The following is a 23663-nucleotide window of genomic DNA, read 5'->3' on the forward strand; positions in this document are numbered from 1 at the left end:
TAGAAAGCAGGAGAAGAATGATTTTTATTCATTTCCTGCTTTTTGTTTCATGAATTTTGTCGTTTTGAAAAGAATACTGAAAAAAAATCTCAAAAACAACTAGACTATTTGTGTGTTTTGTGAGAGAATGGTTTAAAGTGCGGTGTTAAATAAATATCAATGTTAACACCGCACATGATAGGTTGAAAAAGTCCTTCCAAGCAAGGAAAGGTCAACAATTTACATATTTGAAAGGAGTCTTAAAATGATTTATTCTCACGAAGTAGAAAACATGTGTCCAGTAGCACAGGGTGTCAATCATGGTGCTGCACCAATTCCAGAAGAAGCAAAATGGGTTAAGGCAAAGGAAGTAACTGATATATCAGGTTTAACACACGGTGTAGGCTGGTGTGCACCTCAACAGGGAGCTTGTAAGTTAACTCTTAATGTAAAAGAAGGTTTGATTCAAGAAGCATTGGTTGAAACCATTGGATGTTCAGGTATGACACATTCAGCAGCTATGGCAGCTGAAATTTTACCAGGAAGAACCATTCTTGAAGCTTTAAATACAGATTTAGTATGTGATGCTATTAATACAGCTATGAGAGAATTATTCTTACAGATTGTATATGGTAGAACACAATCCGCTTTCTCAGAAGATGGACTTCCAATCGGAGCAGGTCTTGAAGATTTAGGAAAAGGACTTAGATCTCAGGTTGGTACAATGTACGGAACGCTTAAAAAAGGTCCTCGCTACCTTGAAATGGCAGAAGGTTATGTAACAGGTATTGCACTTGATGAAGAAGATCAAATCATTGGTTACCAATTCGTAAGTCTTGGTAAGATGACTGATTTTATCAAAAAGGGTGATGATCCTAATACAGCTTATGAAAAAGCTAAGGGTCAGTACGGTCGTGTAGCAGATGCAGTTAAAATTATTGACCCAAGAGCAGAATAGTAGAAGGAGGAAATAAAAAATGGCTTTATTTGAATCATATGAAAGAAGAATTAAACAAATTGATGCAGTATTAAACAGCTATGGTATTTCTTCTATTGAAGAAGCAGAAAAAATTACCAAAGATGCTGGTTTGGATGTATATAAACAAGTAGAAGCAATTCAGCCAATCTGTTTTGAAAACGCAAAATGGGCTTACATTGTAGGTGCAGCAATTGCGATTAAAAAAGGATGTAGAAAAGCTTCTGACGCAGCAGCAGCTATCGGAGAAGGAATTCAGTCATTTTGTATTCCGGGTTCTGTTGCAGATCAACGTAAAGTTGGTTTAGGACATGGTAACCTTGGCAAAATGTTATTAGAAGAAGAAACAAAATGTTTTGCTTTCTTAGCTGGTCATGAGTCTTTTGCGGCAGCAGAAGGTGCAATCGGCATCGCTGAAAAAGCAAACAAAGTTCGTAAAGAGCCATTACGTGTTATCTTAAATGGTCTTGGAAAAGATGCGGCTCAAATTATTTCAAGAATCAATGGATTTACATATGTTGAGACTGAAATGGATTACTATACTGGAGAAGTAAAAGAAGTATTTAGAAAATCCTATTCAACAGGTCTTCGTGCTAAAGTTAACTGCTATGGTGCAAATGATGTTACAGAAGGTGTAGCAATCATGCATAAAGAAGGCGTTGACGTTTCTATTACTGGTAACTCAACGAACCCTACAAGATTCCAGCATCCAGTTGCAGGTACATACAAAAAAGAATGTATGGAACAAGGAAAGAAATATTTTTCAGTTGCTTCTGGTGGTGGTACTGGTAGAACACTTCACCCAGATAACATGGCAGCAGGTCCAGCTTCTTATGGTATGACTGATACGATGGGACGTATGCACTCTGACGCTCAGTTTGCAGGTTCTTCTTCTGTACCAGCTCACGTTGAGATGATGGGTCTAATCGGAGCAGGAAACAACCCTATGGTTGGTATGACTGTTGCGGTTGCAGTTTCTATTGAGGAAGCGGCTAACGCTGGTAAATTCTAAGAAATGCAGTAAAGGTGTATATTAGGATAATATAGAAATAGTGTAAAAATGATATATTTATATATTATTGCTACATTACATAACATTAGTATAATAGAAAAATGATAATTTCAAGGTGCATTAGTAGATATCTTCTAGTGCACCTTATTTTATATCTTTTTGTCAATTAGTATTAGTAAAATTATGTTACAATAAGGGTACTATATAAAATAAATGAATTTTGGGAGGAGTCTAATGATAAAGAAGATAATAGGAATGGGAGCAATTGTAGTAGGAGTAATTATCGCAGTAATTGGAATTTTTTTAAAGGTAAAGAATAACATAGCAGTATCAATAATTGGCGGAAAAGATGGGCCAACCTCAGTTTTTTTTGCTGGTAAGCTTGGGGACGAACCAAGTATCTTAGGAATTATAGTTGGAATATTACTGGTTGCTGTTGGAATAGTACTTGTATTTAAGAAAATAGAAAGATAACAGTTTCAAAAAAAAGATATAATTTTTTCATACACTTGATGATAATGCATGAAATAGTATGCGCTTTGTGAGCCTTTTGATAGAATAGCAAAATGATAGGAGGATTAATACATGTCTGGAATAATTGACAAGAATGAGATTTCCCTGCGTCAGGCAAATAGAAAAGATATTTCTATTTTAGAAGTGTGGTTGAACAAAGATTATATAAAAAAATGGTATGGTGAGCCAGACGAATGGTTGGTGGAAATTCAAAATGATAGCGGTGATTTTAATTGGCTAAAGCATTATATAGTCATGTATCAGAACACGCCCATAGGATTTTGTCAGTATTTTGATTGTTCCCATGCACCAGAAGGCTTTGAATGGGATAATGAGCCTCAGGGTACTTTTGCCATAGACTATCTCATCGGTGAAGAAATCTTTCTTAAGAAAGGGATAGGTAGTGAAATTATACAGAAATTATGTCAGTTAATAAATTCACTTGAAAAACCTGTGCAAATTGTTGCTGATCCTGTTCCAGAAAATATTGTTTCAATAAAACTTCTTGAAAGAAATGGATTCATTCTAGAACCAACAAGTGGCTTGTATAAACTTAAAATAAAGTAGCATTATATCTATGTAATGAAACAGAGTTTTCCTCTATTAGGAATGAATTATGAACCAAGTAGATAATTATACAGTAAAGATTTTTTGAATCAGTTTAAATAAAAATATGGAAGGGTAAAAATGAAAGAAATTATCAGAACAGAAATTGATGAGATGTGGGCACATTCTGCAGTTGTAGAGGCTGGGGATTATGTTTACATTAGCTATTGTATGAAAAATGAAGGGGAATCGATAGAGAACCAAATTAACGGTGCTTTTGATGTTTTAAGTGAGAGACTTGAAAGAATAGGCTTGACATTGGAATCTGTTGTACAAATGGATTGTTTGTTTAGAGATATCAATGAATTATTATATTTAGGAGATATTATTAAAGAAAGATTTCATAGCAAATATCCAGCAAGAAAAGCATATGAAACGAGATTTATTAGAGATGGAATAGCCTTTCAGGTTGATGCAGTAGCTTTTAAAGGACGCTAGTAAATAGACAGAATAAATAAATTACAATTACATAATTAGATAAATGCTATAAAAGTTTAGGGCTGCCATACCAGAGATTAATTCTCTAGTGGCAGCTCTTTTTAATTCAATTTATTTGCAGTATTGAGAAATCAATTTTAATAAGTCACTTAAGTTACATGAGCTAAAGTTAAAACACATATCGCATATCCTCCTTTTTAGATTGCTTTCTTAAGAACAATTTAATTGTAACACTTATGTAACAATATTGTAATATATAAGTGGTGGAAATAAATGAAACTATTGGAAGATTTGCTTTAAGAAAAGTATAGTTTTTTATGAATAAAATATACTATTAAATACTCATAACGATGATTCACTCTAAGAATAGTGATAAATCTTTATCATTAATAGTGATTGACAAATAAATTATTTGTAACTATAATAGTTACAAAAGGAGAAACTTATGTATTCAACAAAACTATCAGTTAGTATTCATATATTAAGTGTAATCGCATTAATGGGAGAAAAGCCCGTAACATCAGAGTACATTGCCTCTAGCATTAATACAAATCCAGCACTCGTAAGACGATTGATGAGCCGATTAAAGAGAGCAAAATTCATTGAAACAAGTACAAAACTTGGAGTAATGGGGCTTGCAAAGGAGGCAAAGGATATTACACTACTGGATATCTTTTTTGCAGTGGAAGATCAAACGGATTTATTTAGTATCCATGGTAATACCAATCAAAACTGTCCAATAGGAGCTAAGATTGAGATTACGTTAAAGGATGTCTATGATGATATACAAAATGCAACGAAGCAAAAATTAGCTGCTGTTACACTGGCAGATATTATAAAAGAATTTAAATAAATAAGGAGGTCTAATTATGAAATTAGCAATTATTGGAGCAACTGGTATGGCAGGTTCTGCCTTGTACAAAGAAAGTTTATCTCGTGGGCATGAAGTGACTGCAATTGTTCGCCACAAAGAAAAGGCTGTTTCTTTATTTGGCGAAGATGTAAAAGTGATTGATAAAGATATTTTTGAGTTGACGAGAAAGGATTTAGAGGCGTTTGATGTTATTATCAATGCTTTTGCTACAGCGCCTGACAAAGCATATTTGCATTTGGATTTAGCAGCAAAGCTTGTGGCAATGTTTCGAGAAACCGAAAGTCCGAGATTATTTTTCATTCTTGGTGCAGCCAGTTTGTTAGATGAAAACGATAATTTATTTCTAGAAACTCTAAAGCATTTTCCAGAAGTAGAATCTTGGATTTCAATTCCGATTGAAGCTTATAAGACTCTTAATTTCTTGCGAAGTATTGAAAATGTGAATTGGGTGGGAGTATCGCCATCGGCTAATTTTGTTGCTGGAGGGGCTACAACTCCAGTAATAGGTAAAGATCATTTGTTAAAATCATCAAGCGGAGAGTCCATTGTAACAAGCGAAACAATGGCAATTGGAATTCTAGATGAAATTGAAAAACCACAATTTATTCGCACAAGATTCACGGTATGTAACCAGTAAAATAATAAATATAAAAAATAAATGAATGGAGGTATATGTTATGAGTAAGACAATTGGTGTTTTTAGTGGTAGTTTAAGAAAGAATTCTTTTTCAGGAAGTATAGCAGACTATATAAAGAACCATGCACCAGCAGGTTATGATTTTAAATTGATTGATATAAGCAAACTTCCTCTATATAATCAAGACAGTGACAATGAAGACGTGAAAGAGTACACCGTATTTCGTGATGAAGTAAAAGCGTTGGATGCCGTGTTATTTATTACACCTGAGCATAATCGTTCCATTCCAGCTGCATTAAAGAATGCGCTTGATGTAGGGTCACGACCTTATGGTGAAAATGTATGGAATGGTAAACCAGGGGCAATAATTAGTCAGTCACCAGGAGGAATTGGCGGCTTTGGTGCAAATCATCATTTGCGTCAGGTATTAGCATTCTTGAATATCTTGACATTGGCTCAGCCAGAAGCTTATATTGGAAGCTTCCATACATTGATTGATGAAAATGGAGTCATCAATAACAATGACACAAAAGATTTTTTAGATAGCTTTTTATCTGCATTTTTAGATTGGATTGAAAAAAATGCTTAATGTAATGAGCAATGCTATGGATGATTTGAAAGGTTATTTGCAAAAGTTGATATAATTATTTTGAGACATAGGAATTTATTCCTATGTCTCTTGTGTTAAATCGACAAATCATTTTTATAAATGCTACATTTAAGTGTTGTTTTTTTGAAGATATTACTCGAACTCTCTGTTCTATAAAAAATATTGGGCTGTCACACGGAGGATAATTACCCCAAGTATGACAGCCCATCTTAATCAAATTTATTTGCAGTATTGAGAAATCAATTTTAATAGGTCGTTTAAGTTACATGAGCTAAAGTTAAAACACATATCGCACTTCCTCCTTTATAGATTGCTTTCTTAAGAACAAATCAATTGTAACACTTATGTAACAATAATGTAATATATAAGTAATGGAAATAGAAGCAACTATTGGAAGATTTTCTAATAAATCTTTGACATTAACTTTTCATATAATTATGGGGTTGGTTGTATGCATATTTAACTACAACATATTCATTGATAAAAGAAGTTTATAACATCTCTTATTAATACTCTCTTGCGTAATACAGATGGAGATGAGACAAGGTCTAATAATTTAACTTTTCAACAAAATATTTACCAAGCAGCAAAATCCGTATCCGCTTAAACTCTTGATATTGAAGCCTTTTGGTATTTTCGATTAAAATAGCTAGAGGTTGGTAAAAAAAGTTAAAAATGTTGAATTTAAGGGGAATATATTGTATTTCTTATATAAGAAAAGCCGATAAAAATGCGGATAGAACCAAAACATGAGATGTATTGAAATCAACCTAAAACATCCATGCTAAATGATACTATAAACTTTCTATACGTATGTATAGATTACTAAATGATAACATTCTTTTCTTAAATAATATTGTCAGTTTATATTGTAAAATTATAAGAAAAGTTGTAAAATTAATTTCATAACAAGAAACATGTTGAATATTTCAAATCTTAATGAAACAACATAAAATCGGTAACAATAAAACAGATAAGATTGATAAAGTTGGAGGTATTATGGATAAAATTAGAAAAAGTTCCATTCAGGAATTTACAATAAACGAAAAAAAATATACGTATTATAATATTAATGAACTTGAAAAACTTGGATACGAAATTGACACCCTACCCTTCTCAGTAAAAATATTATTAGAATCGGTACTTAGACAATGGGATGGGGAAGCCATTTTAGATAGTGACATTGAAAAGTTGGCAGGCTGGAAAGCAAATACGAAAAAGGAAGAGGTTCCATTTAAACCATCACGTGTAATTTTGCAAGACTTTACAGGTGTCCCAGCAGTACTTGACTTAGCCTCCATGAGAAGCGCAATTACAAAACACAGCAAATCCGATGTTGCTGCAGACCAAATCAATCCAGAGGTTATGGTAGACTTAGTCATTGACCACTCCTTGCAGGTAGATGTTTATGGAGACTCGGATGCGCTAAATCAAAATACGAAGCTTGAATTTGAAAGAAACAAAGAAAGATATGAATTTTTGAATTGGTCAGAAAAATCCTTTGACCAATTTCGCGTCGTACCTCCTGCAAATGGAATTGTACATCAGGTTAATCTGGAGTATTTGGCAAAAGTTGTTTTACAAAAAGAAGACAATGAAAGAACAATTGTATACCCTGATACCTTAGTTGGAACAGATTCTCATACAACTATGATTAACGGACTCTCTGTTCTGGGCTGGGGGGTTGGTGGAATCGAAGCAGAAGCAGGAATGCTTGGACAACCATCCTATATTCCAGTACCAGAAGTAATCGGAGTAGAATTAGTAGGAACTTTGTCACCGACTGCAACAGCCACAGATATCGCACTTACCTTAACAAAGATTCTAAGAGAAGAAGGAGTAGTAGATAAGTTTGTAGAGTATTTTGGTCAGGGAGTGAAACAACTTACCTTAGCCGATCGAGCAACCATTGCCAATATGGCACCAGAATATGGAGCAACTTGCGGTTTTTTTCCAGCAGATGAAGAGACTCTTAATTATCTTACGCTTACAGGTCGAAGCAAAGAACAAGTAGCATTGGTAGAAACGTATTTAAAATTAAACGGTATGTACCAAGAATACAACAAAAAAGTAAGATATTCTAAGGTTATTCAATTGGATCTAGCAACGGTAAAAAGTGCATTGGCAGGGCCAAAAAGACCACAAGATAAGATTTTTCTAGAAGATATGAAGGAAGAATTTATTCAAGCACTAACAAAAGAACGAGGGAATAAAGGCTATGGATTAGAAAAAGGCGTAGAAGATAAGAAAGCAGAAGTTACTTTCTTAAACGGCGAAAAGACAGAAATGAAAACAGGAGCAGTCGTAATAGCCTCCATCACGTCCTGTACCAATACTTCTAACCCATTCGTTATGATTGGAGCAGGATTACTAGCAAAAAATGCATGCGAAAAAGGCTTAAAAGTGCCTTCCTATGTAAAAACTTCGTTGGCACCAGGATCACGAATCGTATCTTCATATCTTGAGGATGCCAGATTACAACAGTATCTAGATGAATTGGGATTTCAGGTGGTAGGTTATGGATGTGCGACTTGTATTGGCAACTCTGGGCCGTTAAAGAAAGAAATTGCAGATGCAATCGTAGAAAATGATTTATTGGTGGCATCGGTATTATCTGGAAACCGTAATTTTGAAGGAAGAATACATGCTCTAGTAAAGGCGAATTATTTAGCCTCCCCACCACTTGTCATAGCATATGCGCTTGCTGGAACAGTAAATATTGATTTTGAAAAAGAAGCAATTGGTAAAGACAAAAGCGGAAATGATGTATTCTTAAAGGACATCTGGCCTGAACGCCGACAAATTGAAGAAATGATTGCAAAATACGTAACTCCATTGCTTTATCAGCAAGTCTATAAAAAAATGTATCAACACAATGAATTATGGAATCAGATTCAAGCTGAAAATAGTAAATTATTTCCATTTGACAATGCTTCTACTTATATACGAAAGCCACCTTTTTTTGAGGATTTTGGAAAAGATTTAAAACACATTAAGTCATTAGAAGGCTTAAGAGTATTGGCAGTATTTGGTGATTCTATCACGACAGATCACATTTCTCCAGCGGGAAATATTGGGATAGATACACCTGCGGCTAAGTATTTATTAGAGCAAGGAGTAGCACAAAAAGATTTTAATACCTATGGCTCTAGAAGAGGGAATCATGAAGTGATGATGAGAGGTACCTTTGCCAATATTCGAATCAAAAATAAAATAGCACCAGAAACAGAAGGTGGATATACCATGTATTGGCCAAAGAAAGAAGTCTTAAGTATCTATGATGCAAGTATGGCTTACAAAAAAGATAACATTGGGCTAATCGTATTGGCTGGTAAGGATTATGGCATGGGCTCTTCGAGAGACTGGGCGGCAAAAGGTCCTGCACTTTTAGGTGTAAAGGCAGTAATAGCAGAAAGCTATGAAAGAATTCACCGTTCTAATCTAGTCATGATGGGGATACTGCCTCTACAATTTAGAAACGATGAATCAGCTAATAGCCTGGGACTGACAGGAGAAGAGACCTTTGAAATTATATTAAAGGATTCTATAACGCCAAAAGAAACTGTGAAGGTCAAAGCAAGACTTGGGGATAAAGCAATTGAATTTGAAGCAACGCTTCGCTTTGATTCTAGCATAGAGATTGAATATTATAAGAATGGCGGAATCTTACCAATGGTATTAAGAAAGAAAATAAATGCAATCGAAAAAGAAAGCAAGAGAAAATATATATAGAAGATAAAAGAGAGGGATTCTAATCCAAAGCAAGAAATGGATTTGAATCCTTTACTTTATTTAAATTTTAGTCATCTATTTGAATTAATAATACTAATTTTATAAGTTTTACAATAGTATATTTATATACGAAAAAAATTAGGTGTTTACATGAGTGAATCGATAGTAAGAGTGTTATTAATTGGAATGGTTGGATTTTTTACAGAGTGGCTGGGACTTTGTGTTGGAGGAGTTGTCACTTTATTTATAAAAAATAAAGGAATCAGAATCAGGGGATCTGTACTGGGTTTTTTAGGAGGGGTTACCCTTGGAATTGTATTTTTTGATCTTTTACCAGAAGCGATTTCTTTTGGTAATCTTTATATATCCGTCACAGGAGCCATAATGGGGCTTATCTTAGCTGTCATTTTAGATGGAAGGCTTGATGAAGGCGGAATTACCAATACAAAAGATCAAGTTAATTTTTCAAAGGCAGCAATCTTTATGTCGATTGGCATTAGTATACATAATCTGCCAAGTGGTTTAGCACTTGGATCACTCCTTAATCATTCATTAAAAAATGGGTTATATCTTGCATTTGCATTAATCATACATGGTATACCAGAAGGACTTACTCTAGGAGTTCTTTTTCGAGGCGGTATCAAAAGCAAACTTAAATTACTTATCATATCTATTTTAATTTCAATTCCTTTGGGAATCGGTTCTATTTTAGGCTGTGTCTTAAGTTCCCCTACTCTAATTTGCATCAGTCTTTCCTTTGCGGCTACGATGATGCTTTATGTAACACTAAGAGAAACAATACCAACTGCAAATGACATGTGGAAGGGAAGATTAACCACATTTGGAAATATTTTAGGAATACTCTTAGGCATGTTATTTGTATCATTGCTAGGAGTTTAAAACTAAATACATCAAATAAAATTAAAATGCACAAAATATAAAAGTATACTATTGAATTTTAGACTAATTTGAGTTATAATAAACTAACATATAGAAAGGAGGAAGATATATGTACAATATTTTAATTGGAGGAGCGGCTGGTCAAGGAATTGATACAACGGTAGCAATATTAGAAAAATTGTTAAAACGCTCTGGTTATTATATATATACGACAAGAGACTTTATGTCTCGTGTACGTGGTGGTCATAATTTTTCTTTACTTCGTTTTGGAACAGAGGAAATTACTTCTCACAGTTATGTCTTAGATGGAATCATCGCATTAGATGGAGAGACAATAGAATTACATTTGAATCAGTTAACACAAAAAGGTTTTGTTTTGTGTGATAGTGGTTTAAAAAATACCAAAGAAGATTCAAGAATCATCAAGCTAGATATGAATCAAATGGCAAGAAACATCGGTAATGCTAAGGTTTCAGGTAGTATAGCAGTGGGTGCGATTCTAAAACTTTTTGGTGAACCATTAACCTACGTAGAAGAAGTAATGAAAAGTATCATGAAAAGTGAAGTATTAGATGTAAATATAAAAGCGATCCAAGCAGGATTTGAGAGTGTGGAGAAAAGATTTGATCACTTAGAAGGTGGATTTAATGATTATATGCTGATATCAGGAAGCAAAGCGGTTGGCTTAGGAGCTGTCGCAGGAGGCCTGAAATTTTATTCAGCTTACCCAATGTCACCTTCCACAACAGTTTTAGAATACTTGGCGTCAGTGGGAAATCAAGCGGGTGTCGTAGTAGAACAGGCAGAGGATGAAATTGCAGCGATCAATATGGCAATTGGTGCATCTTTTGCAGGGGCGAAAGCCATGACAGGAACAAGCGGAGGAGGATTTTGCTTAAAGGTTGAGGCGCTTGGCTTATCAGGAATTGCGGAAATTCCTTTAGTTGCCATTGACGTACAAAGACCTGGACCTGCGACTGGTTTACCAACGAGAACAGAACAAAGTGATTTAAAGTTTGTTATCTCTGCATCGCAAGGAGAGTTCCCAAGAATGGTCATTGCACTTCGTAATCATGAGGATTCATTTTACCAGACCATTCGAGCACTTAACCTGGCAGAAAAATACCAGATTCCAGTTATCTTGTTAAGTGATCAGTATCTTGGTGATACAACAGCTTGTGTAAAGCCATATGATGTATCCGATATCAAGTTGATTCAACCAGCAAAAGAAGTAGAAGGTGAGTATCTAAGATATAAGTTAACAGAAGATGGAATTTCACCAAGGCTGATACCAGGTGTTACGAAGAACCTTGTTGCAGCAGACAGCGATGAACATGATGAAAGAGGTTGGATTACCGAATCAGCAGAGGTTCGCAATCAAATGATGCAAAAAAGAATGAAAAAATTAGAAGGGCTAATGGAAGAATTAATTGAGCCTGAATTTATCGGCGATGAAAGTGGAAAGACACTTTTGCTTGGTTGGGGTTCTACTTACGGACCAATCAAAGAGGCTGTATCAATCTTAAATAAAAAAGAAGGCGGTGGCTATGGTGCCTTGATATTTGGTGATATCTATCCACTACCACAGGAAAAATTAAAGAAATTAACTCCAAATAAGAAAGTAATTAATATAGAACAAAATGCCACAGGACAGTTGGCTTCATTGATAAGAGAGCAAACAGGAATTACATGTCATGACAGTATTTTAAAATACGATGGAAGACAGATAGCCGGTGAAGAGATAGTAAGCAAGATACTGGAAGGAGGCTTGATGTAGATGAATCAATTTGTAACTTATGAAACGGCATGGTGCCCTGGATGCGGGAATTTTCCCATCCTAAATAGTTTAAAAACAGCGTTGGAAGAACTTGGAAAACAGCCACATGAAGTGCTGATGGTAGCTGGAATTGGTCAGGCAGCAAAAACACCTCAGTATTTAAGTGCCAATAGTTATTGCGGATTACATGGTAGAGCCTTGCCAGCAGCTGTTGCAGCGAAAATGGCAAATGAAAAGCTGACAGTAATTGTAAATTCTGGAGACGGTGACTCCTATGGAGAAGGTGGTAATCACTTTATACACAATATTAGGCGAAATGTAAACATTACTCACTTTGTTCATAATAATCAGATATATGGATTAACCAAAGGTCAGGCTTCTCCTACCAGTAAAGAAGGGCATGTGACACAGGTACAAACAGATGGAAATAAAAATGCCCCATTAAATCCAATCCTTCTTGCGATTGCAGCAGGCGCAGGATTTGTAGCAAGAGCATCAAGTGGAGATCAAAAGCAATTAATAAGTATTATGAAAGAGGCAATTAATTATCCTGGTTATGCTTTTGTAGATATTTTGCAACCTTGTGTTAGCTTTAATAAAATCAATACGTATGGATATTATAAAAATGCGGTTAACCCTGTTGGAGAAGATCATAATCCAGCAGACAAACTAGAAGCAATCAAAATAGCTATGGAGTTAGGAGATAAGATTCCAACAGGAATCATTTATCGAGAAGAAAAAGAAGAGTTTCATAGAAAAAACTTCTTGCTAAAGGATGGTATTCCATTGATTGAACAAGAAACACCAAAAGAGGTGTTGACACAGTTAATTCAAAGTTTTATATAAGAAAATGTCATAAATGTTTTTGAAGAAAGTGTGAGAAATCACACTTTTTTCTATGCAAAAACCACACAATGCAATCAAGAAATCATGTAAAACATTGCTTGAAGTTATATCTTGTATAACAAAAAGATATACATCAAAACCGCACCAGCGTTGACAAAGAAAGGAATAGTTGTTAGAATAAGTGAAAGCGAATCAAAAATAGTTTTATAAAGAGAGTAGGGTTTCGTATGAAAGTAAGAGTATTTTCCATGTTGGTAGATAATACCTCTGGTGTACTAAGTCGTGTCGCAGGAATGTTTAGCCGTAGAGGGTACAATATAGATAGCTTAACGGTTGGAGTTACTGCAGATCCTAGATTTTCGAGAATGACAGTTGTCGTCAGTGGAGATGAACCTATTTTAGAACAGATTGAAAAGCAGCTTCGTAAATTAGAGGATGTTTTAGATATTAAGAAGTTAGAAGAAGGAGATTCTGTTTGTAGAGAGCTTATCTTAGTAAAGGTAAAGGTTGGAGCAAAGGATAGACAATCTATTATTGCAATTTCAGATATTTTTAGAGCTAAGATAGTAGATGTTGCGACGGAGTCGTTAATCATTGAGCTAACAGGAAGTCAATCAAAGCTTGATGCATTTATTGAACTGTTGGAAGGTTATGAGATATTAGAATTAGCAAGAACTGGTATTACTGGACTTTCACGCGGTAGTGATAATGTAACATATTTATAGTCAGTAGTTATCTGCTGGTAATTCATAAATATATAATAGGAATTGGTAACAATTTCTAATCAATTAATTCTGGGAGGAATAAAAAAATGGCTAAAATTTATTATCAAGAAGATTGTAACTTATCAATATTAGAGGGTAAGACAATCGCTGTCATTGGTTATGGTAGTCAGGGACATGCTCATGCTCTTAACGCAAAAGAATCAGGTTGCGACGTTATTATTGGACTATATGAAGGAAGTAAATCTTGGGCGAAAGCAGAAGCACAAGGTTTTAAAGTATATACAGCAGCAGAAGCTGCTAAAAAAGCGGATATCATTATGATTCTAATTAATGATGAGAAACAGGCTCAGATGTACAAAGAAGCAATTGAACCAAATCTTGAAGAAGGTAATATGTTAATGTTTGCGCATGGATTTGCGATTAACTTTAAGCAAATTATCCCACCTAAGAATGTTGACGTTACTATGATCGCACCAAAAGGACCAGGACATACAGTAAGAAGTGAATATCAGGCAGGAAAAGGTGTACCATGTCTTATCGCGGTTGAGCAAGATGCTTCTGGAAAAGCAAAAGAGAAAGCTTTGGCATATGCGTTAGCAATTGGTGGTGCAAGAGCTGGTGTTCTTGAAACAACCTTCAGAGTAGAAACAGAAACAGATCTTTTTGGAGAACAAGCTGTACTTTGTGGTGGTGTTTGTGCTCTTATGCAGGCAGGATATGAGACTTTAGTAGAAGCAGGATATGAGCCAGAAAGCGCATATTTTGAATGTATCCATGAAATGAAATTAATCATTGATTTAATTTACCAAAGTGGATTTGAAGGAATGAGATATTCTATCTCTAACACAGCTGAATACGGTGACTATATCACTGGACCAAAGATTATTACAGCTGAAACAAAAAAAGCAATGAAAAAAGTGTTATCCGATATCCAAGATGGTACATTTGCAAAAGATTTCTTGTTAGATATGCAGTCAGCAGGACAGGTTCATTTTAATGCAATGAGAAGAATGGCAGCAGAGCATCCATCAGAAGCTGTTGGAAAAGAATTACGTAAATTATATAGCTGGAATAATGAAGAAGATAAATTAATCAATAACTAATCTTTTTATAAGAAAAAAGCTTTTGGAGAAGATATACTCCAAAAGCTTTTTTTGCTTTTTATGTTTTAAAGTATAGATAAGGGATGAATCACCGTAAATGAAACGTATATTTTTTGTAAGTTAAAAATCAGTAATTGTAATATTATGGTAAATATAACTTTAAAACTATGGTATATGATTGATTCTAGTAAGAATTAGGAGGTACGATTGTGATAAAGTTAAAACAAATACACAAAAAGAAGAAAATTATTTATTTAGGTATTGTTATATTAGTAACAGCAGGGATAATAATTGGATGGAATCAAAGTGCAAAGGGAAAATCAGGAGAGACTACACAGATTCCAATCAGTGTAGAAAGTCTAACAAAGAAAGATCTTTCTAAAGTGATAGGGGTTAGTGGTGTAGTAGAGAGTGAGAATGTATCCAAAATAACAACATCAATTACAAGTAAAGTAAAAGAATTAAATATTCATCCAGGTGATAAAGTCAATGAAGGTGACATGCTTTGTGTATTCGATGATGAAACAATCAAAGCTGAGATAAAAAAGCTAGAAGAATCGATTGCAAAAAACAAGAAATTAGATGAGTATCAAGCAGGAATGAATCAAAGAGCTTTAACAAACGCAAAGGAAGAACAATCTCGCCAAGTTGACAAAGCGAATTCAAATATTTCTCAAGCTCAAAGTGATTTAGATAGTGCAAGTAATCATGTATCAGAGTGTGAAGATAAAATAAATAGCATTAGAGATGAAATCAAATCAACAAAGAAAAAAATAAAGAAGCTAAAAGAAAAAAAGAAGACTTTAAAAAGTGAAGAAAATGAAGAGAAAATTCAAAAAATAGAAAGTCAAATCGTAGAACTAAAAGCAAACTTGGATTCCTTGGAAGCAAATTATACAGAAGCAGAGAGTGAACTTGCTTCATTGCGTGAAAGTGAGAAAAGTGCACAACGTGTGGTTGACGAAGCACAAGAAAATCTTGAATCAGTTGAAGCGAGTACCTCGCAATCAGTTCAAGAACAAGTAGATAATATCAATACAAGCAAATTTAAGACAAATGATAATGATAGCGAAGCGCAGTTAGAAAAGTTAAAGACAAATTTAGCAAGTACGGTTATCAATGCACCGATAAGTGGAACAATTACTTATTTAAATTTAGAAAAAGGTTCCCCAGCATCAGAAGGTGTCATTATGAAAATCGAAGATACGGATTCGCTAAAAATATCAGTTAGAATTAAAGAGTACGATATTTTGAATATAAAAGAGGGTATGAAAGCGATGGTAACTTGTGACGCCATACCTGATACAACTATGGAGGGCGTAGTAAGTAAAATATATTTGACGCCGATTGCTACGGATTCCAACGCTTCGTCAGACAGCAGTAATACAAGAGAATATGCGGCTGAAATAAAGCTTAATGAAACCTACTCAAATTTATTAATCGGAATGAATGTAAAAGCAAAGATCGTTTTAGAAGAAAACAAAGATGTTTTTGCTGTACCATACGAATCCGTTACGACAAATAGTAACAATGAAATGATAGTATACGTTGCTATGGATGACAAAAAGGGAAGTTATTTCGTAAAAGCGATACCAGTTGAAAAGGGAATTGAAACAGATTATTACGCAGCTATTAGTTCAAAAGAATTAGAAGAAGGAATGTTTATTATTACAACGCCAGAAATGGTGAGCGAGAAAAGTACGATTTCGATACAGCCTACAAGTGAAAATATAGATACTGAAAGTAGTATAAACACACAGCAAGAGACTCAAAAGGAAGAGCAAAGCAATGAAAGTCAAGACAGTGATAGCTCAGGAGGACTCTAAAATGAAGGATATTTTAATTGATGCTCAAAACATCATAAAAAAGTATTACATAGGTCAGCCAAATGAACTTAATATATTAAAAAATATTAGTTTTCAGGTAAATAAAGGAGAATTTGTATCTATTGTTGGAGCATCGGGTTCAGGCAAAAGTACGCTTATGAATATTATCGGAGGACTGGATAGACCAACACAAGGAGCATATTTTCTTGATAATTTAGATATGAGTCAACTGTCTGATTCTGAATTGAGTAAGATAAGGAATAAAAAAATAGGTTTTGTATTTCAAACATTTAATTTGATTGCGAGGACATCAGCTCAAAAAAACGTGGAACTTCCAATGCTATATGCAGGGATTCCAAGAAAAGACAGAAGCATAAGAGCAAAAGAGCTTCTTGAAATTGTGGATATGGGAGAACGCTTTCATCATATGTCAAATGAATTATCAGGAGGACAAAAACAAAGAGTAGCAATTGCGAGGGCAATGGCAAACGATCCTTCGATAATTCTGGCTGATGAGCCAACAGGAGCACTTGATTCTGTCACTGGACGAAAAGTAATGGATATCTTCCACAAACTCCATAAAGAACAAGGGAAAACGATAATTCTAATCACACATAGTAATGAATTGGCTTTGGAAACAGAGCGAATGATAGTGATTAAAGATGGTGAGATTATTAAGGATGAAAGGCGGTAGGGTAAATGGATTTGATAGAAAACTCCTTACTAGCATTAAGTGGATTGCGGGCCAATAAAATGAGAACTGTATTGACAATGCTTGGTATCATAATTGGAATAAGTTCTGTCATTACGATTGTAACAATTGGCAATTCAGTGAATCAGTCAGTAGCAAAGTCTATGAGTGATATAGGAGCTAATAAGATTGAAATTGCTATTTCTCAAAATTATGTCATTGATGAAAATGGTAATTACAATTATGAATATATTGAGCAAACCGAAAACGATATGATTTCTGAAGAAATGATAATGAAATATCAAAAAGAATTTATCGATCAGATTGATTCGATTTCATTAAAAAAAGAGTTGGATAGTACAAAGGTAACTGATAAAGATAAATATGCAAATGTAAGTGTAATCGGTGTAAACGATGGTTATGCAGAAGTTGAAAATATTAAAATACTTCAAGGTAGATTTGTTACGAAAAAGGATATGGAACATAAAAAGAAATTAGCGGTGGTATCCGATAAGTTTATTCAAAATATGTTTCCTAATGAATCTCCCATCGGCAAAGAGATTGCTATCCCAATCAATAAAGAAACGAATTACTTTACGATAATAGGTGTGTATGAATACAAAGTACAAGGAAGTGGCACTGGAGCCGAAAGAGATTTGTCCACATCAGTATTTCTTCCAATCACTACTGTGAAACAAATAACGCATACGGTCGACGGATATACGCAGATGTCTGTAAATGGCAAAGCGGGAATGGATATGGATCAATTAACAAATGATACAAAACAGTATTTTGCTAACCTATTTGAAAAAAATGAAAATTTTAAACCTGAAGTATACAGTATGAAAGAAATGCTTGATGAAATGAATGGCATGTTAAAAAATATTACCGTTGCAATCTCTGCGATTGCAGGAATCTCTTTATTAGTAGGTGGAATCGGTGTGATGAATATTATGATGGTAAGTATAACCGAACGAACTAGAGAGATTGGAACCAGAAAAGCTTTGGGCGCACAAAATAGTGCTATTTTAATGCAATTTATTATAGAAGCCATGATTATATGTCTCTTAGGTGGAGTAATTGGAGTAATACTAGGAATTGGTGGTGGTATGTTAGGTGCTAAGCTTATGGGGTATCCTGCAATACCATCTGTAGCAGCTATACTTGTTGCTGTCGGATTTTCAATGTTAATAGGAGTCTTCTTTGGATACTATCCAGCCAACAAGGCTGCAAAAATGAATACCATTGATGCATTACGCTATGAATAAATTTTTTTTAAAAACATGACGGGGCGTATGTTATATATTTGAAAAAATGCTGATAACTTAATATGACATTACAAAATGGAAGTAATTCTAAGTTATCAGCATTTTTTATAGATAAAATGAAAAGTTTTTTGATTAAAACATCAAGTTTTTTCATATTCTTTATAGGAATGGATAAAATTTTCTACCGCAGAGGATAGTGGAACGGATTTTGAAAAAGCAAAACCAATTTCCCTTTTATGAATAGGTATTTCCAAAGGAACTTGTACTAATGTTTTATTTTGCAATTCAGTCTCAACAAAGCCTTTGATGACACATGCCACACCAAGTCCAATTTTTGCAAAATCAATTAATAAATCCATCGTACTAATTTCAATTAAGTTATTAAGTTCTATATTATTTTTAATAAAATAATCATCAATATATTGTCTTGTCATATTCTCTTTATCTAGTAGCATTAAGGTAGCAGTTTTAAACAAATCGTTACTTCCTGTTGCTTCTCGGATTTTGAGATTATTTATATAGCTTTGTGTTGCCACAAAAATATCTTCAATTTCTCCAAGTGAATAAAAATCAATATTTTTAAGAGTATATGGTTTCCCAATCAAACCGATATCAATCTTATTTTCTTCTAGAAGTTGAAGTGTCTTGTTTGAAGATTGACATTCGATTGTGATTCGAATGTGAGGGCTTTTTTCAATGAACTTTTGCAAATACGGAAGCAGAACATATTTGCAAAGAGTGGTACTAACACCGATAGTGATGTGACCGATATCAAGTTCTTTTATTCTTTTTATCTGTTCTTCCGCAGTCGATATGGTAGCGAAGGCAGAATCCAAATATTTAAATAAAATATGTCCTTCTTCGGTAAGCTGAACCCCTCTGGAGTTACGCAAAAATAATATAGTATCCAGACTTTGTTCTAGCTTTGTAATAGACTTACTAATTGCTGGCTGACTAATATATAGCTCTTTTGCAGCTTTAGAGATATTGCCTGCTATGGCGACGGTATAAAAAATTTTGTAAAGTGATAAGTTTTGTTCCATATCAGTTCCTCGCATTTTAATGATGAATCAGGGGATATCCCCCTAGCTTTGGCTATAACGCAGTGTTATAACAAGTATTCGTATTATGTATTTTAATTATAACAGTATATATGTTAAAATATCAATATCAAAATTACAGGTTAGTAATTTACAATGAAGTTAAGGAGGAATTTTAATATGGGTATGACCATGACGCAGAAAATATTAGCTGCCCATGCAGGACTTACTGAGGTGAAAGCAGGACAATTAATTGAGGCTGATTTAGATCTTGTATTGGGAAATGACATTACTTCACCAGTAGCAATTCACGAAATGGAAAAAATGAATGTAAAAACAGTATTTGATAGAGAAAAAATTGCTTTGGTTCCAGACCACTTTGTTCCTAATAAAGATATCAAATCTGCGGAACATTGTAAATGCGTAAGAGAATTTGCTGCAAGACATGATATTACGAATTATTTTGAAGTGGGTGAGATGGGGATTGAGCATGCATTACTTCCTGAGAAAGGTCTTGTAGTTGCTGGTGATGTAGTAATTGGTGCTGATTCTCATACTTGTACGTACGGAGCACTTGGTGCATTTTCAACAGGAGTTGGAAGCACTGATATGGCCGCAGGCATGGCAACAGGTAAGGCATGGTTTAAAGTTCCTTCTGCAATAAAATTTAATTTAATTGGAAAATTTTCAAAATGGGTAAGTGGTAAAGATTTGATTCTACATATCATAGGAATGATAGGTGTAGATGGTGCTCGTTATCAATCTATGGAATTTGTAGGAGAGGGTATCAAAGGTCTTACCATGGACGATCGTTTTACCATTGCTAACATGGCAATCGAAGCAGGAGCCAAAAATGGCATATTTCCAGTAGATGATTTAGCAAAAGCTTACATGAAAGAACATTCAAAGAGAGAATTTGTAGTCTATGAAGCAGATGAAGATGCACAGTACGAGCAAGAATTTACCATAGATCTTTCTACCTTAAAGCCAACAGTAGCATTCCCTCATCTACCTGAAAACACAAGAACGATTGATGAAGTAGGTGACATTAAGATTGATCAAGTTGTGATAGGTTCTTGTACCAATGGAAGACTTGATGATATGAGAATTGCGGCAGAGGTATTACAAGGGAAAAAAGTGGCGAAAGGAATTCGTTGTATAGTAATCCCAGCAACACAAAAAATATACCTTGATGCCATTAAAGAAGGATTAGTTGAGACTTTTATCAATGCTGGTGCAGTAGTAAGCACACCAACTTGCGGACCATGTTTGGGAGGACATATGGGAATCCTTGCAGAAGGTGAAAGATGTGTATCAACAACAAATCGTAATTTTGTCGGTCGAATGGGTCATGTAAAATCAGAGATTTATCTTGCTAGTCCTGCTGTTGCAGCAGCGAGTGCGATTACAGGTAAAATTTCATGTCCTTGTGATGAAGAATAGGAGGCTATGAAACATGAAAGCAAACGGTTATGTTTTTAAATACGGAGACAATGTAGACACGGATGTAATAATTCCGGCCAGATATTTAAATTCCTCCGATCCAGCTGAGCTAGCATTGCATTGCATGGAGGATATTGATAAGGACTTTATCAAGAATGTAAAAAAAGGAGATATTATTGTTGCCAATAAAAATTTTGGTTGCGGATCTTCTAGAGAGCATGCGCCCATTGCAATTAAAGCCGCTGGAATTAGTTGTGTAATAGCAGAAACATTCGCAAGAATATTTTATCGCAATGCAATTAATATAGGATTACCTATTATTGAGTGTGCTGAGGCTGCAAAGGGAATTGAAGCAGGTGATGAGGTTGAAATAGATTTTGATAGTGGAATTATTTATAACAAAACAAAAAATAAGAATTATCAAGGACAATCTTTTCCTGAATTTATGCAAAAGATAATTGCAGCAGAAGGATTGATTAATTACATTAATACCAAATAATTTGCAAATTATTTGGCAAAAAAGCAAAATGTTTGTGAATAATACGGTTATATTGTTATATAATAAGAGATAGAAGGAAACTGTCTCTTTTTGTCTGGAAAAAGAAGAGGAAAATCACTGGATTTGACAGATTGATATGCAAAATTCATCGAATAAAGTTGCAAAACAACAATATATTGAAAAAGAATATATTATTATGTAAAAAATTACAAAATGTTATTTGATATACTTATTGAAAATTCGGAAACAATATAGTATAATCATATTACATTCATTCCTGGGGTGTTCGATACCCTGCTATTTTGAACCTACATTACATTTCATGGGATTCCTAAATCTCTGTTTGGATGTCAAGCCTCCTTTGAGTGGAAGGCAGAAGAATAGGTGCGGATACCCACCTAGCTTAGCTAGGCGTCAAAATCGCAGGAAACGGCATTTTGGGACTTACAAAAGAATTGTTAGATACGAAAGAATTTAATGAACGAAAGAAATTAATAGACGAATGATAAAAAGCAACGCTAGTTTTCTAGTCGTTGCTTTTTTTGTGGTTTAGGTGCAAAATAATTAGAAAAAAACGCTTTAAAGATACATTTATAATTATTGTATCTATTTTACTATAAGTTAGCCTTATATATGTGTAAAATTAATTAAAAAAATAATAAATAATGTTTGCTTTCTCTAAGATATTTTGATATACTCTCTATGTCTTTAAAACAATGTAAACATTAACTTATGAGGAGGTATTGGCTTGATTGAGAAATTATTTAAGCTAAAACAAAACAATACAACTGTAAAAACAGAAGTATTAGCAGGTATTACAACTTTTATGACGATGGCATATATACTTGCTGTAAATCCAAGTACTATGACTGCATTTAATAGTATCTTAGGTTTGGAGCCAGCGGATCAAATGAGCTCTAGTGGTGTATTTGTTGCAACTGCCTTGGCAGCCTGCATCGGATCTTTATTAATGGCAGTATTAGCAAACTATCCATTTGCATTAGCACCTGGTATGGGACTAAATGCTTACTTTTGCTATACAGTAGTGGTTAATATGGGTTATTCTTGGCAGACAGCATTGGCAGCCGTGTTTGTTGAAGGTGGTATTTTTATTGTTTTGTCACTTACAAATGTACGTGAAGCTATATTTAATGCAATTCCTCAGAATTTAAAATATGCTGTAAGCTGTGGAATTGGTTTATTTATTTCATTTATCGGATTACAGAATGCAAAAATAGTAGAAAACAGTGATGCTACTTTAGTTCAATTTCATAGTTTTTCAAAAGAAACTTTTAGTACAACTGGTATTGGCGTAATTTTAGCTTTGATAGGTATTGTTATAACAGCAGCTCTACTAATCAGAGGAGTAAAAGGTGGAATTTTATTCGGAATATTAGCTACTTGGATACTTGGAATTATATGTCAGTTAACTGGTATTTACCAAGTAAATCCAGAGGTAGGAGTATATAGCCTATTACCTGATTTTTCAAGAGGTTTACAACTTTCATCAATTGCAGATGTAGCTTTTAAAGTTGATTTTTCTAATATAATATCTGTTGATTTCTTAGTTGTAGTATTTGCATTCTTATTTGTTGATATGTTTGATACACTAGGTACACTAATAGGTGTGGCATCTAAAGCAGACATGCTTGATAAGGAAGGAAAATTACCACGTATTAAGGGTGCTTTATTGTCTGATGCAATCGCTACCCTAATCGGTGCATTACTAGGTACATCAACTACAACTACTTATGTTGAAAGTGCTACAGGTGTTTCAGAAGGGGGTAGAACTGGTTTAACTGCTTTTACCACAGCAATATTATTTGCAGTTTCCATCTTCTTATCACCGATTTTCCTAGCAATTCCTTCTTTTGCGACAGCACCAGCATTAATCATTGTTGGTTTTTATATGATTGGTTCTGTAAAGAATATCGATTTTGATGATATGACAGAAGGAATTCCTGCATTTATATGTATCGTAGCAATGCCATTTTTATATAGCATTTCAGAAGGTATATTTTTTGGTGTAATTTCTTATGTAATTATTAATCTAATTGCAGGAAAAGCAAAGGATAAAAAAATCAGCATTCTTATGTATGTTTTGGCTATTGTTTTTATTTTGAAATATATATTTTTATAAGCTTAATAAAGTAAACCTTTTAAATCAA

General features: G+C 34.2%; 21 protein-coding genes and 1 other RNA gene. 21 read left to right on the top strand and 1 reads right to left on the bottom strand.

Features of this window, described 5'->3' with window-relative positions:
• Positions 1-244 precede the first annotated feature (244 nt).
• The 17 genes from F7O84_RS03565 (at position 245) to F7O84_RS03645 (ending at position 18513) form a co-directional block, all read left to right on the top strand.
• Positions 245-937, top strand: coding sequence for an iron-sulfur cluster assembly scaffold protein (locus tag F7O84_RS03565; RefSeq protein ID WP_151142025.1), 693 nt, complete (start codon positions 245-247; stop codon positions 935-937).
• 19 nt (positions 938-956) lie between these two features.
• Positions 957-1967, top strand: a complete 1011-nt coding sequence (locus tag F7O84_RS03570) for a GGGtGRT protein (protein ID WP_151142027.1) — start codon at positions 957-959, stop codon at positions 1965-1967.
• 234 nt (positions 1968-2201) lie between these two features.
• Positions 2202-2441 carry an LPXTG cell wall anchor domain-containing protein gene (locus F7O84_RS03575; RefSeq protein WP_243140796.1) on the top strand — a complete coding sequence of 80 codons (240 nt, stop codon included), beginning with the start codon at positions 2202-2204 and terminating at the stop codon, positions 2439-2441.
• Between the two features lie 111 nt (positions 2442-2552).
• Positions 2553-3047 carry a GNAT family N-acetyltransferase gene (locus F7O84_RS03580; protein WP_151142028.1) on the top strand — a complete coding sequence of 165 codons (495 nt, stop codon included), beginning with the start codon at positions 2553-2555 and terminating at the stop codon, positions 3045-3047.
• A gap of 120 nt (positions 3048-3167) precedes the next feature.
• The gene (locus tag F7O84_RS03585) at positions 3168-3524 is read left to right on the top strand and encodes a RidA family protein (RefSeq protein WP_151142030.1); all 357 of its coding nucleotides are present in this window, start codon (positions 3168-3170) and stop codon (positions 3522-3524) included.
• Between the two features lie 445 nt (positions 3525-3969).
• Positions 3970-4377: an Rrf2 family transcriptional regulator gene (locus F7O84_RS03590; RefSeq protein WP_151142031.1), complete on the top strand. Its 408-nt coding sequence runs from the start codon at positions 3970-3972 to the stop codon at positions 4375-4377.
• 16 nt (positions 4378-4393) lie between these two features.
• Positions 4394-5035 carry an NAD(P)-dependent oxidoreductase gene (locus F7O84_RS03595; protein ID WP_151142033.1) on the top strand — a complete coding sequence of 214 codons (642 nt, stop codon included), beginning with the start codon at positions 4394-4396 and terminating at the stop codon, positions 5033-5035.
• 40 nt (positions 5036-5075) lie between these two features.
• The gene (locus F7O84_RS03600; protein ID WP_151142035.1) at positions 5076-5624 is read left to right on the top strand and encodes an NADPH-dependent FMN reductase; all 549 of its coding nucleotides are present in this window, start codon (positions 5076-5078) and stop codon (positions 5622-5624) included.
• A 960-nt stretch (positions 5625-6584) separates the two neighbouring features.
• Positions 6585-9377 carry an aconitate hydratase AcnA gene (acnA, locus tag F7O84_RS03605; RefSeq protein WP_243140797.1) on the top strand — a complete coding sequence of 931 codons (2793 nt, stop codon included), beginning with the start codon at positions 6585-6587 and terminating at the stop codon, positions 9375-9377.
• 150 nt (positions 9378-9527) lie between these two features.
• Positions 9528-10277, top strand: coding sequence for a ZIP family metal transporter (locus tag F7O84_RS03610; RefSeq protein ID WP_151142037.1), 750 nt, complete (start codon positions 9528-9530; stop codon positions 10275-10277).
• A 109-nt stretch (positions 10278-10386) separates the two neighbouring features.
• Complete coding sequence (locus F7O84_RS03615) at positions 10387-12054, top strand: 2-oxoacid:acceptor oxidoreductase subunit alpha (protein ID WP_151142039.1); 1668 nt, start codon at positions 10387-10389, stop codon at positions 12052-12054.
• Positions 12055-12900, top strand: a complete 846-nt coding sequence (locus F7O84_RS03620) for a 2-oxoacid:ferredoxin oxidoreductase subunit beta (RefSeq protein WP_151142041.1) — start codon at positions 12055-12057, stop codon at positions 12898-12900.
• A gap of 227 nt (positions 12901-13127) precedes the next feature.
• Positions 13128-13625 carry an acetolactate synthase small subunit gene (gene ilvN / locus F7O84_RS03625; protein ID WP_151142042.1) on the top strand — a complete coding sequence of 166 codons (498 nt, stop codon included), beginning with the start codon at positions 13128-13130 and terminating at the stop codon, positions 13623-13625.
• Between the two features lie 86 nt (positions 13626-13711).
• Entirely contained in the window at positions 13712-14728 is a 1017-nt protein-coding gene (gene ilvC / locus F7O84_RS03630) for a ketol-acid reductoisomerase (protein WP_151142044.1), read from the top strand.
• 209 nt (positions 14729-14937) lie between these two features.
• Positions 14938-16554, top strand: coding sequence for an HlyD family secretion protein (locus F7O84_RS03635; RefSeq protein WP_151142045.1), 1617 nt, complete (start codon positions 14938-14940; stop codon positions 16552-16554).
• Between the two features lies 1 nt (position 16555).
• Positions 16556-17248 carry an ABC transporter ATP-binding protein gene (locus tag F7O84_RS03640; protein ID WP_151142047.1) on the top strand — a complete coding sequence of 231 codons (693 nt, stop codon included), beginning with the start codon at positions 16556-16558 and terminating at the stop codon, positions 17246-17248.
• A 5-nt stretch (positions 17249-17253) separates the two neighbouring features.
• Positions 17254-18513, top strand: coding sequence for an ABC transporter permease (locus F7O84_RS03645; protein WP_151142048.1), 1260 nt, complete (start codon positions 17254-17256; stop codon positions 18511-18513).
• Positions 18514-18653: 140 nt separating this feature from the next.
• Here F7O84_RS03645 and F7O84_RS03650 read toward each other — a convergent pair whose 3' ends face one another.
• Positions 18654-19556, bottom strand: a complete 903-nt coding sequence (locus F7O84_RS03650) for a LysR family transcriptional regulator (protein ID WP_151142051.1) — start codon at positions 19554-19556, stop codon at positions 18654-18656.
• Between the two features lie 177 nt (positions 19557-19733).
• On the opposite strand from F7O84_RS03650, the gene leuC reads away from it, so the two are divergent.
• From leuC to F7O84_RS03670, 4 genes are all read left to right on the top strand, one after another.
• Positions 19734-20996 carry a 3-isopropylmalate dehydratase large subunit gene (gene leuC / locus F7O84_RS03655; protein ID WP_151142053.1) on the top strand — a complete coding sequence of 421 codons (1263 nt, stop codon included), beginning with the start codon at positions 19734-19736 and terminating at the stop codon, positions 20994-20996.
• Between the two features lie 13 nt (positions 20997-21009).
• On the top strand, positions 21010-21495 hold the full coding sequence (gene leuD, locus F7O84_RS03660; protein WP_151142055.1) for a 3-isopropylmalate dehydratase small subunit: 486 nt from the start codon (positions 21010-21012) through the stop codon (positions 21493-21495).
• 271 nt (positions 21496-21766) lie between these two features.
• Positions 21767-21943, top strand: a non-coding RNA gene (gene ssrS, locus F7O84_RS03665) — 6S RNA.
• A 300-nt stretch (positions 21944-22243) separates the two neighbouring features.
• A complete protein-coding gene (locus tag F7O84_RS03670; protein ID WP_151142057.1) occupies positions 22244-23635 on the top strand; it encodes an NCS2 family permease in 1392 nt (463 codons plus the stop codon).
• Positions 23636-23663: the final 28 nt, after the last annotated feature.

This window comes from Candidatus Galacturonatibacter soehngenii (assembly GCF_008830185.1).
Classification (GTDB): Bacteria; Bacillota; Clostridia; order Lachnospirales; family Lachnospiraceae; genus Lachnotalea; species Lachnotalea soehngenii.